This is a genomic window from Streptomyces sp. AP-93 (assembly GCF_022808175.1).
In the GTDB taxonomy this organism is placed as follows: domain Bacteria; phylum Actinomycetota; class Actinomycetes; order Streptomycetales; family Streptomycetaceae; genus Streptomyces.
Genome location: NZ_JALGBX010000011.1, coordinates 227,804 through 240,350, shown reverse-complemented (window position 1 = coordinate 240,350; position 12,547 = coordinate 227,804). Strand labels below are relative to the sequence as shown.

Annotated in this window: 10 protein-coding genes and 1 riboswitch; of the genes, 5 read left to right on the top strand and 5 right to left on the bottom strand. The window is 69.7% G+C overall.

Translation table 11 applies throughout. The features are described from left to right. Positions 1-155: 155 nt before the first annotated feature. From MTF69_RS20310 to MTF69_RS20290, 5 genes are all read right to left on the bottom strand, one after another. The gene (locus MTF69_RS20310; RefSeq protein WP_374323438.1) at positions 156-1,871 is read right to left on the bottom strand and encodes an ABC transporter substrate-binding protein; all 1,716 of its coding nucleotides are present in this window, start codon (positions 1,869-1,871) and stop codon (positions 156-158) included. A 94-nt stretch (positions 1,872-1,965) separates the two neighbouring features. Then, positions 1,966-2,958, bottom strand: coding sequence for an ABC transporter permease (locus MTF69_RS20305; RefSeq protein ID WP_243336331.1), 993 nt, complete (start codon positions 2,956-2,958; stop codon positions 1,966-1,968). 514 nt (positions 2,959-3,472) lie between these two features. Beyond that, on the bottom strand, positions 3,473-4,213 hold the full coding sequence (locus tag MTF69_RS20300) for an enhanced serine sensitivity protein SseB C-terminal domain-containing protein (protein WP_243336330.1): 741 nt from the start codon (positions 4,211-4,213) through the stop codon (positions 3,473-3,475). 67 nt (positions 4,214-4,280) lie between these two features. Continuing rightward, positions 4,281-4,991 carry an enhanced serine sensitivity protein SseB gene (locus tag MTF69_RS20295; protein ID WP_243336329.1) on the bottom strand — a complete coding sequence of 237 codons (711 nt, stop codon included), beginning with the start codon at positions 4,989-4,991 and terminating at the stop codon, positions 4,281-4,283. Positions 4,992-5,113: 122 nt separating this feature from the next. Further along, on the bottom strand, positions 5,114-5,800 hold the full coding sequence (locus MTF69_RS20290) for an AAA family ATPase (RefSeq protein ID WP_243336328.1): 687 nt from the start codon (positions 5,798-5,800) through the stop codon (positions 5,114-5,116). A 201-nt stretch (positions 5,801-6,001) separates the two neighbouring features. Next, a riboswitch (glycine riboswitch) is annotated at positions 6,002-6,107 on the top strand. A gap of 184 nt (positions 6,108-6,291) precedes the next feature. On the opposite strand from MTF69_RS20290, the gene gcvT reads away from it, so the two are divergent. The 5 genes from gcvT (at position 6,292) to MTF69_RS20265 (ending at position 12,527) form a co-directional block, all read left to right on the top strand. Continuing rightward, the gene (gene gcvT / locus MTF69_RS20285) at positions 6,292-7,407 is read left to right on the top strand and encodes a glycine cleavage system aminomethyltransferase GcvT (protein WP_243336327.1); all 1,116 of its coding nucleotides are present in this window, start codon (positions 6,292-6,294) and stop codon (positions 7,405-7,407) included. Positions 7,408-7,510: 103 nt separating this feature from the next. After that, positions 7,511-7,891, top strand: a complete 381-nt coding sequence (gene gcvH, locus MTF69_RS20280; protein WP_243336326.1) for a glycine cleavage system protein GcvH — start codon at positions 7,511-7,513, stop codon at positions 7,889-7,891. 14 nt (positions 7,892-7,905) lie between these two features. Next, a complete protein-coding gene (glyA, locus tag MTF69_RS20275; protein WP_243336325.1) occupies positions 7,906-9,162 on the top strand; it encodes a serine hydroxymethyltransferase in 1,257 nt (418 codons plus the stop codon). 166 nt (positions 9,163-9,328) lie between these two features. Further along, positions 9,329-10,981 (top strand): APC family permease, encoded by a 1,653-nt coding sequence (locus MTF69_RS20270; protein ID WP_243336324.1) that lies wholly within the window; start codon positions 9,329-9,331, stop codon positions 10,979-10,981. A gap of 163 nt (positions 10,982-11,144) precedes the next feature. Then, positions 11,145-12,527, top strand: coding sequence for an L-serine ammonia-lyase (locus MTF69_RS20265; protein WP_243336323.1), 1,383 nt, complete (start codon positions 11,145-11,147; stop codon positions 12,525-12,527). The last annotated feature ends 20 nt before the right edge of the window (positions 12,528-12,547 follow it).

The following is a 12,547-nucleotide window of genomic DNA, read 5'->3' as shown; positions in this document are numbered from 1 at the left end:
CCGCCCCTTGTGGGGACGGCAGTCGCCGCCTGCGGCCTTCACCTGCCCTTCGGACTAGCGCATGTGCGGTGAAGGCGAACCAGCTGGATCTGACGGGTCGCGGGCCCGGGGCCGCCCGGCTCGGCCGGGCGGCCCGGGCTCCGCGACGGTCGCGACTACTTCATGACGCCGATGGTGGCAAGGTCGATCTTGCCCATCGAGTCGTTGAAGTAGACGTTGGTCAGGCGCGGGTTGTGGTAGACGAAGGCCTTGTCGAAGTTGATCGGCAGGTAGAGGGCCTTCTCCATGACCTTCTGGTTGATCTGGGTGTAGAACGGCGCTGCGGCTTCCGGGGTGGCGGCGGCAGCGGCGGTCTTGAACAGCCCGTTGATCTCAGGGTCGTTGATCATGCTGAAGTTGTTGTTGGCGTTCGGCGCGATGAACTTTCCGTCGACCAGCGGCTGCAGGAAGCCCGAACCGGAGTTGTAGTCGGCGCCCCAGCCCATGACGATGATGCCGTAGCCCTTGTTCTTCACGTTCTCGGGCGAGCCGATGACGGAGGAGGAGAGCTTGCCGTCGTACTGGTCGATCGTGACCTTGATGCCGACCTTGTCGAGCGCCGCCTGCAGGGACTCGGCGGTCTTCACCTCGGGGGCACGGTTGTTGCGGACCGCGATGGTGGTCGTGAACCCGTCCGGCTTGCCGCAGGCCTTGAGGGCCTCCTTGGCCTTCTCGATCTGGGGCTCGCCCTTGGTCAGGTTGAACGGGTCGTACTTCTTGTCGGCGCCGGGGATGCCGGGCGGCAGCATGTTCGCACCGAGGTCACCGCTGGTCGGGCCGCCGCGAGCGGTCTGCAGGGACTTGGGGTCGGCCGCGTAGATGACGGCCTTGCGGCACTCGATGTTGTCGAACGGCGCGACGGTCGTCGGGAAGACGAAGTAGCGGATGTAGCCCGTGAACGGGTTGTCCGCGTTGGCCTTGAGCGCCTCGTCCTTGAGGACCTTGTTCTTGCCGGCCGCCTGCATGCCCGTGCCGTCGACCGCGAGGTCGATGTCACCGGAGAGCAGACGCGCGTCCATGTCGTCCGGGTTGGTCGTCACCGTGAAGGAGACCTTGTCCGGCAGGCCCGTGCGGATCGTGTCCGTCTTCGGGTCCCAGTTCTCGTTGCGGACGAAGGTCGCGCCCTTGCTCGCCGTGAACTCCGACACCTTGTAAGGACCGGTGGAGACCGGCTTGTTGGTGTAGGTGGCGCCCGTGTCCTTGCCGGCGGGGACCGGGGAGGAGGAGGGCATGGCCAGCAGGTACTTGAAGTCGGAGTTGGCGCTCGCCAGGTTGAAGACGATCGTCTTGTCGTCCGGCGTCTGGACGGACTTCAGACCCATCTTGTCCGGGTCGGTGTCCTTGTACGGGCCGGGGTACTTCTGGCCCTGGTCGAGGATGTCGATCAGGTACGTGGGACCGCCGGACAGCACGTCCTGCGCGAAGACGCGCTCGATGCCGTACTTGAAGTCCTTCGAGGTGATCGGCGTACCGTCCTCGAACTTCACCCCGTCCTTGATCTTGACGGTGTACGTCTTGCCGTCGTTGCTCAGGACCGGGTCGCCCGCGGCGAGGTCCGGGACCAACTTGGTGCCCGCGGCGCCCGGCTTGCTGTCGTAAGCGAACAGCTGGCGGACGTAGAGGCGCTGCAGGTTCCAGACGAAGCCGTAGTAGGCGCGCGCCGGGTCGAGGTAGTCGACGTCCTGGGGGGACCAGAGCTTGAGCTCTCCGCCCTTGGTGGTCGACGGGTTCACGACACCGGTGGTCGCGGCGTCGAAGCCGGCGGCGCCGGCGGCCGGCTTGCCCTTGGACGGGGTCTTGGCCTCGTCCTTGCTGCACGCCACGGCGGACATCGACAGGGCAGCGACCACCGCGGTGATCGCGAGCGCCTTCTTTCTGCGGATCACGTTGTTCAACCTCCGTTGGTGGGTGAATCGTTGAAGTGGTTCAGCTGCCCTTGGGGTCGAGTGCGTCACGCAGCCCGTCCCCGAAGAGGTTGAACGCCAGGACGGTGATGAAGATCGCCATACCGGGGACGACCATGAACATGGGGTCGTCCTGGTAGATGGGGATGGCGTCGGACAGCATCTTTCCCCAGGAGGCGGTGGGCGGCTTGACACCGGCGCCGAGGAAGCTGAGGGCCGCCTCCGTCAGGATGTTGGTCGGGATGATCAGCGTCGTGTAGACGAGGATCGGCGCGATCAGGTTCGGCAGGAGCTCCTTGATCAGGATGTAGCCGCGGCCGGCGCCGAGGCTGCGCGCGGCCTCGACGTACTCCCGCTCGCGCAGCGAGATCGTCTGGCCCCGCACGATGCGGCCGATGTACGGCCAGCCGAAGAAGCCGATGACGACGACGAGGACACCCATCCGAACGCCCGAACCCGTGAATCCCCACAGGGAGTTGGGAACGACCGAGACCAGCGAGATGGTGAAGAGCAGCTGCGGGAAGGCCAGCAGCAGGTCCATGGTGCGGCTGATGATGCCGTCGACCCAGCCGCCGAGGAAGCCGGCCAGCGCGCCCAGCAGGCTGCCGAGGACGACGGAGACGAAAGCGGCGAGGAAGGCGACGACCAGGGATATGCGGGCGCCGTAGACGATCCGGCTGAACACGTCGCGACCGTTGGTCGGCTCCACGCCCAGCAGGAAGTCGGAGCTGATGCCGCCGAAGGATCCGAGCGGCGTGCCGAATTCCGGGTCGAGCAGATCCTCGTGGAACTCGTTGGGCGGGTGGCCCAGCAGGCTCACGATCAGCGGGGCGAAGACCGCCACGAGGATCAGGAGGATCACGATCACGCCGCCCGTCAGCGCGACCTTGTCGCGCTTGAGCCGCGTCCAGGCGATCCGACCGGGTGAGCGGCCTTCGATGGCCTTGGCGGGGACGTCGGCTACGGACACGGGTGCGGGTGTCTCCGCGCTCATGTCGTGCAGTGGTGCCGTCATCGTGGTGGGGACCCCTCTCGGCCGACGGGTGGGTCGGCCCATGCCCGCCGCTGTGGCGGCGTTGGTGCGGAGTGGCGCTCGGAGTGCGAGGTGCTGCGGAACGGGCAGTGCTGGTGGTGCGCATGGTGCTGTACGAAACAACAGGCGAAGTTCCTGTGACGGGCTCGCCCTTGGAGGACTGACCCGCTCTTGGGTGGGGAGTCTTCATCGGGCGCTCGATCAGCCGCCAGACCCGCAGGTGAATGGATGCGCAACCGTGATCTGAGGGCAGAGTTCCCGTTATCCGGACTTCACTGTCGTCTCAGCGGAGCAAGACATCCCGTTCGGTACGGAATCGGACATGGCACCCAACTCGGCCTACGAGCATGTCTATTGGGCGTACATCAGCGTCGAAATCAGGACAACGCAAAGGCCGCACGGAACGACTGTTCCGTGCGGCCTCGGGTGGCTTGGCCCCTATGTCTCAACGAGCGGGATGCCTCAACGAGCGGGACGTCCCGGCGAGCGGGACGTCTCAGTAGGCGGGCGCCTGTCCCTCGCGGTCGTAGAAGGGGCGGGTCCGCGCCCGCAGCCACATCGCCACCGGGTCGTGTTCGTCCGCGAGCGCGACCGTGCAGACGGGCACTCCCTCGGGGACCGCGCCGACCGACTGGCGCATCATCTCCCGTACGGATTCCAGCGCGTGCGCGGAAGCGTCGTACAGGTCGAGCCCGACGGCGAGGTACGGGGACCCCAGGGCGGGCTGCACCCAGGCGCGGCGCAGCGAGCGGACGGCGGGCGTGCGGTGCGCGTGCTGCGTGAGCAGCCCGTAGAACTGCGGCAGCTCGATGGCGGGCTCGGACAGCCGCAGCGGGCCGGCCGGCATCCGGTCCAGCCCGGTGGCGATCCGGCGCAGATCGGCCCAGGGAAGGCCGACGCCGCCGCCCTGGGCGTGCGGATTGAGCCACAGCCCCCAGCGGTCGGGGTAGAGGGCGCGGGCGATGTCCCGGCCGGTGACCACCTCGTACCCGCGGTTCCAGCCGCTGGCGGCCAGCTCCTGCGGGGAGGTCACGCAGGGCGCGTACCCGAGGCCCTCGACCTCCATGCCGCCGTACTGCGCCTCGGGGGAACCGGGCTGCCCCTGCCAGAGGAGCATCCACAGCCGTCCCTCGGCCAGGGCGTGCAGGAGGGACTCGTAGCTCTCGTAGCGCCCGGGAGTCACCTGGCGCAGCATGTGCTCGACCTGCCCGACCGCGGCCGTGCCTGACGCACTCACCCGGTACCCCTCTTCGTCTGTTCGTCCGCCCGTCGTCCACGCGTGTCGGCCACCAGCTTAAGCGTCACTACGGCAGGTAGAAGGGGCGTACGCGCGTGGTGATGAAGTCGACGACCGGGTCTTCCGCGGCGTCGAGCAGGATCAACTGCACCGGCCAGGGCGGCGGTACGCGGGTCAGGGCCCGGCCCAGCGCCTCCATCGGGGCGTTTCGCATCCCGGGCTCCCATCCCACCATTCGGACGCCGACGTAGAGCTCCGGCGAGCCGCCCTCGACGCTGGCGAGGCAGCGGTGCGCGGCCGCGACGACTCCGGTCGCCCGGAACTCCTCCGCGGCGGCGGTCAGGAACTCGACCGGGTCCTCCTGCCAGTCGGGCTCGAAGAGCCGGACCCGGCCCCCGGTGGCGGGGCCGTCGAGCGGGCCGCGGCCGGCGCGGCAGAGCTCCGCGACGGCCGGCGGGGGCAGGGGCACGCCGACGGAGCCCTCGGGATTGACCGCGAGGCCGAGCTGCGGGGGCAGGCCCCGGGCGAAGTCCACGGCGGGGGCGACGGCGAAGTCCATGGCGGGTCCGGCGCAGGCGCGGAACTGCTCCTCGGAGCTGTAGACGGGCACGTACGCGGCGCCGTCGATCTCCATGGTGGGCAGGCTCAGGCTGTTCACCCCGCCGGGCAGCGGGATCCACAGGTGGCTCCGCCCGAGGACCTCGACGATCCGCCCCCCGGCGTCCGCCTGCCCGAGCGCCGCCCCGAGCACCTGCTCCAGCTCGTTACCCGGCCACATGTACGTCTCCGCTCGCTTGCGCTTGGTCTCGCCCCGAGGTTAACGGGCGCCTGCGACACCGCGGCCGGGGGCCGCCCGCACGGGGGCCCGCCGCCGCTGCCGGCCGCCGCCGCCCGCCGCCGCTAGTGGAAGCCGATCGAGGTCAGCCGGGACGCCGCCGGGCGGTCCAGCAGCGTCACCGACGCGCAGCCGGCCGGCGGGCGGCCCGCCTCGGCCTCGCGCAGCAGCCGGGCCACCGCGCCCCGGTGCCGGGCGAAGGCGTACGCGGAGACGCCCCGGCCCCGCGCCGCCTGACCGGCCCGCGCTTCCTCCGGGGTGGTGTCCAGCAGCACCAGGTGCAGCGCGCGGCCGCGCCGCCGGGCGGCCGAGGCCAGCAGCGCCCGTACCCAGCTCTGCGTACCGCAGTCGTGGACGACGGCCGGGGCCCCGGAGCGGAGCACCCGCCACAGGCCCCAGTAGTGCGCGATCCGGACCGCCGGGCGGTACACCGCGTAGGGCAGGGCGGCCGGCATCCGGCGCTCCCACCGCTCGCGGGCGTCCTGGGAGTCGATGCCGCCGCCCTCCGCGGCCCGCTTGATCAGGGTGCTCTTGCCGCCGCCGGGCAGTCCGGAGACCACCACGACGTCGCCCTCGGCGAAGCGCAGCCGCCGCGGGCCCTCGGCCCCGCGCAGGTCCCGTACCGCCGCGGGCTCCCCCGCGGCTCCGCCCGCCGCGGGATCCCGTACGACGCCGCGCTGGGACGGCACCCCTGCCACCGCCTCCTCGACGGTGCCGGTGCTCGTCGCCGCCAGTAGTCCGAATCTCCGCACAGTGTTCGCCTCCCCCGCGACGGGTCGCCTGGACCCTGTCCCCCTGAGTGTAAAGAGACGGTAATCCGGGGTCTCCGGTTCCGCTCCCGGTCCGCTGCGGTCCGCTCCGGGTCCGCTCCCCTTGTGGACCCCCTCCCCCATTCGGCCGCACGTCGTGCAATGATGTGCGCCATCTGGACACCTAACTGCATACCGGCCGCTTGAATCCGCGCGGGAGAGTCCCGGGGTACGCCGCAAGGCGGTGCCCGGGCGCCGAAGGAGCAAGTACCTCCCTTGAATCTCTCAGGCCCCGTACCGCGTGGATGAGGCAGATCTGAAAAGCGAGCCGCGCCACCGCCCGTAAGGGCCCCGGCGACGGTTCCACCCAAGGTGCAAGTCGATGGCCTTCCCCTGGAAGGGGGGAACTCTCGGCGAACCTCTCAGGTTCCGATGACAGATGGGGAGGAACTCCTCCTCGTCATGTCATGCCCTGGGACCCGGGAGCCACACCCATGAGCACTGCCCCCCGCCTGACCGCCCTCGATGCGCTGCACCGTTCCCTCGGTGCGACCATGACCGATTTCGCGGGCTGGGACATGCCCCTGCGGTACGCCAGCGAGCGCGACGAGCACAACGCCGTCCGCACCAAGGCCGGTCTGTTCGACCTCTCCCACATGGGCGAGATCACCCTGACCGGCCCCGAGGCCGTCAAGGCCCTGGACTACGCCCTGGTCGGCAACATCTCCACCGTCGGCGTCGGCCGCGCCCGCTACACGCACATCTGCCGGGAAGACGGCGGCATCGTCGACGACCTGATCGTCTACCGTCTCGGCGAGACCGAGTACATGATCGTCGCGAACGCCTCCAACGCCCAGGTCGTCCTGGACGCGATCACCGAGCGCGCCGCCGGCTTCGACACCGAGGTCCGCGACGACCGCGACGCGTACGCGCTGCTCGCGGTGCAGGGCCCGGAGTCCCCCGGCATCCTCGCCTCCCTCACCGACGCCGACCTGGACGGGCTGAAGTACTACGCCGGCCTTCCCGGGACCGTCGCCGGGGTGCCCGCGCTGATCGCGCGTACCGGCTACACCGGCGAGGACGGCTTCGAGCTGTTCGTCGCCCCCGAGCACGCCGTGGAGCTGTGGCAGGCGCTGACCAAGGCGGGCGAGGGCGTCGGCCTGGTCCCGGCCGGCCTGTCCTGCCGCGACACCCTGCGCCTGGAAGCGGGCATGCCGCTGTACGGGCACGAGCTGACCACCTCCCTCACCCCGTTCGACGCGGGTCTGGGCCGGGTCGTGAAGTTCGAGAAGGAGGGCGACTTCGTCGGCCGCGCCGCCCTGGAGGCCGCCGCCGAGCGCGCCGCCTCCAACCCGCCGCGCAAGCTGGTCGGCCTGATCGCCGAAGGCCGCCGCGTTCCGCGCGCCGGCTTCTCCGTGACCTTCGACGGCCAGGTCGTCGGCGAGGTCACCTCCGGCGCCCCGTCCCCGACGCTGGGCAAGCCGATCGCGATGGCCTATGTCGACGCGGCGCACGCCGCGCCCGGCACCTCCGGCGTCGGCGTGGACATTCGCGGTACGCATGAGGCGTACGAGGTCGTGGCCCTGCCGTTCTACAAGCGGCAGAAGTAGCCCCGTACCGCACCGCACCGCACCGCACTGCTCATCGGCGCGTCGCGCCGGTCCGCAGGACCACCGTTCGTATCCACTCCCCCGCATCCAGGAGAATCAGGTCATGAGCAACCCCCAGCAGCTGCGTTACAGCAAGGAGCACGAGTGGCTGTCGGTCGCCGAGGACGGCGTCTCGACGGTCGGCATCACGGAGTTCGCGGCCAACGCGCTCGGTGACGTCGTCTACGCCCAGCTTCCCGAGGTGGGCGACACGGTGACCGCGGGCGAGACCTGCGGCGAGCTGGAGTCGACCAAGTCGGTCAGCGACCTGTACTCCCCCGTCACCGGCGAGATCGTCGAGTCCAACCAGGACGTCATCGACGACCCGGCCCTGGTGAACTCGGCTCCGTTCGAGGGTGGCTGGCTCTTCAAGGTGCGCGTCACGGAGGAGCCGGCCGACCTGCTCTCCGAGGACGAGTACGCCAAGCTCACCGCCGGCAACTGACCCAGGGAACCCTGATGTCTGTACTGAACACTCCCCTCCACGAGCTCGACCCCGACGTCGCCGCCGCCGTCGACGCCGAACTCGTGCGCCAGCAGTCCACCCTGGAAATGATCGCGTCGGAGAACTTCGCTCCGGTCGCCGTCATGGAGGCCCAGGGCTCGGTCCTGACCAACAAGTACGCCGAGGGCTACCCCGGCCGCCGCTACTACGGCGGCTGTGAGCACGTCGACGTGGTCGAGCAGATCGCGATCGACCGCATCAAGGCGCTCTTCGGTGCCGAGCACGCGAACGTCCAGCCGCACTCCGGTGCGCAGGCGAACGCGGCCGCGATGTTCGCGCTGATCAAGCCGGGCGACACGATCATGGGCCTGAACCTGGCCCACGGCGGTCACCTGACCCACGGCATGAAGATCAACTTCTCCGGCAAGCTCTACAACGTGGTCCCGTACCACGTCGACGAGACCGGCGAGGTCGACATGGCCGAGGTCGAGCGCCTCGCCAAGGAGTCCAAGCCGCAGCTGATCGTCGCGGGCTGGTCCGCCTACCCGCGCCAGCTCGACTTCGCCGCCTTCCGCCGCATCGCGGACGAGGTCGGCGCGTACCTGATGGTCGACATGGCGCACTTCGCCGGCCTGGTCGCCGCGGGTCTGCACCCGAACCCGGTGCCGCACGCCCACGTCGTGACCACCACCACGCACAAGACCCTCGGCGGTCCGCGCGGCGGTGTCATCCTGTCGACGCAGGAGCTGGCCAAGAAGATCAACTCCGCGGTCTTCCCGGGTCAGCAGGGCGGCCCGCTGGAGCACGTGATCGCGGCCAAGGCCGTCTCCTTCCTCGTGGCGGCCTCGCCCGAGTTCAAGGAGCGCCAGGAGCGCACGCTGGAGGGTGCGAAGATCCTCGCCGCCCGCCTGGTCCAGGACGACGTCAAGGCCGTGGGCGTGGACGTCCTCACCGGCGGCACCGACGTGCACCTGGTCCTGGTCGACCTGCGCAACTCCGAGCTGGACGGCCAGCAGGCCGAGGACCGCCTCCACGAGGTCGGCATCACGGTCAACCGCAACGCCATCCCGAACGACCCGCGGCCGCCGATGGTCACCTCGGGTCTGCGGATCGGTACGCCGGCGCTGGCCACCCGCGGTTTCGACGCCGAGGCCTTCACCGAGGTCGCCGAGATCATCGCGCAGGCGCTGAAGCCCGCCTACGACGCGGAGGACCTGAAGGCGCGCGTCTCGGCGCTCGCCGCGAAGTTCCCGCTGTACCCGACGCTCTAGGCACCGGCTTGGGAGGGCCCGGCCTTGTTGTGCACAGGGCCGGGCCCCTTTCATGACCAAAGCCCCAGGCGGATGCGACCTATTGCCGCTGATTCTTCCAATAAATGGCAAATAGGCTCCGAATAAGGAACGACCGCACCCCCTGGCAGGACGGACAGCAGACCTCATGGACATGAGCGCAGCGAACAAGAAGGGACTCAGTCTCTTCGCCCTGATCATGATCGGGCTCGGCTCGATCTTCGGATCGGGCTGGCTCTTCGGGGCGGGCCAGGCGGCCGCGGTCGCGGGACCGGCGGCGATCATCGCCTGGGTCATCGGTGCCGTCTTCATCGGCATGATCGCCATGTCCTACGCCGAGGTGGGCGCGGCCTACCCGCTGCCCGGCTCGATGGCCCGCTTCGGCACCATCTCGCACGGGCCGGTGCTGGGCTTCATCACCGGCTGGGCGGTCTGGATCGCCATCGCCGCGCTGATCCCGATCGAGTCCATCGCCGGTACGCAGTACATGTCCTCCTGGAACTTCGGCTGGGCCAAGGGCCTGGTCGAGAACGGCGGCCTGACCACCTCCGGCATGGCGATGGCGCTGTTCCTGACCGTGGCGCTGTGGCTGGCCTGCTACTGGTCGGTCGCGCTGCTCGCCAAGGCGAACAACCTGCTCACCCTGGTCAAGTTCGCCATCCCGGTGCTCGCCGTGATCGCCCTGATCGCCTCCGGCTTCCACACGGGCAACTTCACCGACCACGGCGGCTTCGCGCCCAACGGCTGGTCCGCGGTCATGACCGCCGTCACCACCTCCGGCGTGGTCTTCGCCTTCAACGGCTTCCAGGCCGTCGTCAACCTCGGCGGCGCCGCCAAGAACCCCGGCCGCGCCATCCCGCTCGCCCTGGTCGGCGCGCTCTCCCTCGGCCTGGTCATCTACCTGGCCCTGCAGATCGCCTTCATCGGCGGTGTCCCGCCGGAGAAGCTGGCCGAGGCCGGCGGCTGGAGCGGCATCAACTTCTCCTCTCCGTTCGCCGACCTCGCCAAGATGCTGATGCTCCACTGGGTCGTCACGATGCTCCAGTTCGGCGCCTTCATCTCCCCGTCCGGTGCCAACATCGGCAACGTCGCCTCGGCCTCGTACATGGCGCAGAACCTCGCGGACACCGGCTTCTTCCCGAAGAAGATCCGCGAGGTCCACCCCAAGTACGGCACCGCGCGCCCCGCGATGTGGCTGAACCTCGGCTTCTCGATCCTGCTGCTGGTCACCGTGGGTCACAGCTGGGAGGCCCTGGCCAGCGTGGTCTCCGCCGCGATGGTGGTCTCGTACCTGATCGGCCCGATCGCGGTCGGCGTCTTCCGCAAGACCAAGCCCGAGCTGCCGCGCCCCTTCCGCCTCCCGGCGGCCAGCATCCTGTGCCCGATCACCTTCGCCTTCGCCGCCTGCGCCCTGTACTGGTCCAAGTGGCCGGACACCGGCAAGGTGGTGCTGCTCACCCTGGTCGCCGCCCCGATCGCGGCCGTCGTACTCAAGCGCAAGGGCGAGAAGAACCTGGCCAGGCAGTTCGCCCCGGCCTGGTGGATGATCGCCTTCCTGCTGTGGCTGGGCACCCTGTCGGCGCTCGGCAGCAAGGAATTCGGCGGTCACGGCCTCATCCCGGGCGGTGTGGACATCGCCCTCGTGGGCCTCTCGGCCCTGGGCTTCTACTTCTGGGCCGTACGGTCCGGGGTCAAGGCCCACTACGCGGGCCTGCCGGGCCCGGACCCGGTCCTGGACGCCGCTCCCGCCGAGGAGGCCGACGCGGCCGACGCACCGGAGCGCGAACTGAGCCACGCCTGAGCATCCCCTTCCCGACCCGTCCGGCGGCCAAGCTGTTCACCTCACCGCGTTAAGCTCGGCTGCCGGACAAAATCCGCAGATCACCACCGATCAACCCGATCACCCCTCTCCACCCCTCCTGCCCACGCTTCCCACCCACGAGCAGACATAGGAGTCCGCAACCGTGGCCATCTCCGTCTTCGATCTCTTCTCGATCGGCATCGGTCCCTCTTCCTCCCACACCGTCGGACCGATGCGCGCCGCGCGCATGTTCGTGACCCGGCTCAAGAAGGACGGCGTCCTCGCCCAGACCGCCTCGGTCCGCGCCGAGCTCTTCGGCTCGCTCGGCGCCACCGGGCACGGCCACGGCACCCCCAAGGCCGTCCTGCTGGGCCTGGAGGGCCACTCCCCCCGCACCGTGAACGTGGAGACCGCCGACGCCGAAGTCGAGCGCATCCGCCGGAGCGGCCGCCTGCGCCTGCTGGGCACGGAAATAGGCGATGGCCACGAGATCGACTTCGACGAGCCGAACCAGCTGATCCTGCACCGCCGGCGCTCGCTCCCGTACCACGCGAACGGCATGACGCTCTTCGCGTACGACGAGGCGGGCACCCCGCTGCTGGAGAAGACCTACTACTCGGTCGGCGGCGGTTTCGTCGTGGACGAGGACGCGGTCGGCGAGGACCGGATCAAGCTCGACGACACCCCGTTGAAGTACCCCTTCCGCAGCGGCGACGAGATGCTCCGCCTCGCGAACGAGACCGGCCTGTCGATCTCCTCGATGATGCTGGAGAACGAGAAGGCCTGGCGCACCGAGGAAGAGATCCGCGAGGGCCTGCTGGAGATCTGGCGCGTCATGCAGGCCTGCGTCTCGCGCGGCATGTCCCGCGAGGGCATCCTCCCCGGCGGCCTGCGGGTCAAGCGCCGGGCCGCCTCCACGGCGCGCCAGCTGCGCACCGAGGGCGACCCGATGATGCACCGCAGCGAGTGGGCGACCATCTACGCGATGGCGGTCAACGAGGAGAACGCGGCCGGCGGCCGCGTCGTCACCGCTCCGACGAACGGCGCGGCGGGGGTCCTGCCCGCGGTCCTGCACTACTACATGAACTTCGTGCCGGGCGCCGACGAGGACGGTGTGGTCCGCTTCCTCCTCGCGGCGGGCGCGATCGGCATGCTCTTCAAGGAGAACGCCTCGATCTCCGGCGCCGAGGTCGGCTGCCAGGGCGAGGTCGGCTCGGCCTGCTCGATGGCGGCCGGCGCGCTGGCCGAGGTCCTGGGCGGCACCCCGGAGCAGGTCGAGAACGCGGCCGAGATCGGCATGGAGCACAACCTCGGCCTCACCTGCGACCCGGTCGGCGGCCTCGTCCAGATCCCGTGCATCGAGCGCAACGGCATGGCGGCGGTCAAGGCCGTCACCGCGGCCAAGATGGCGATGCGCGGCGACGGCACCCACAAGGTCTCCCTCGACAAGGTCATCAAGACCATGAAGGAGACGGGCGCCGACATGAAGGTCAAGTACAAGGAAACCGCCCGCGGCGGCCTGGCGGTCAACGTCATCGAGTGCTGACCCGGCATTCCGCGTAATCC

Coding starts and splice junctions, on each gene's coding strand:
- MTF69_RS20310 (WP_374323438.1), bottom strand. CDS start 1,871: ATGTCCGCCGTGGCGTGCAGCAAGGACGAGGCCAAGACCCCGTCCAAG.
- MTF69_RS20305 (WP_243336331.1), bottom strand. CDS start 2,958: ATGACGGCACCACTGCACGACATGAGCGCGGAGACACCCGCACCCGTG.
- MTF69_RS20295 (WP_243336329.1), bottom strand. CDS start 4,991: ATGTGGCCGGGTAACGAGCTGGAGCAGGTGCTCGGGGCGGCGCTCGGG.
- gcvT (WP_243336327.1), top strand. CDS start 6,292: ATGAGCACTGCCCCCCGCCTGACCGCCCTCGATGCGCTGCACCGTTCC.
- gcvH (WP_243336326.1), top strand. CDS start 7,511: ATGAGCAACCCCCAGCAGCTGCGTTACAGCAAGGAGCACGAGTGGCTG.
- glyA (WP_243336325.1), top strand. CDS start 7,906: ATGTCTGTACTGAACACTCCCCTCCACGAGCTCGACCCCGACGTCGCC.
- MTF69_RS20270 (WP_243336324.1), top strand. CDS start 9,329: ATGGACATGAGCGCAGCGAACAAGAAGGGACTCAGTCTCTTCGCCCTG.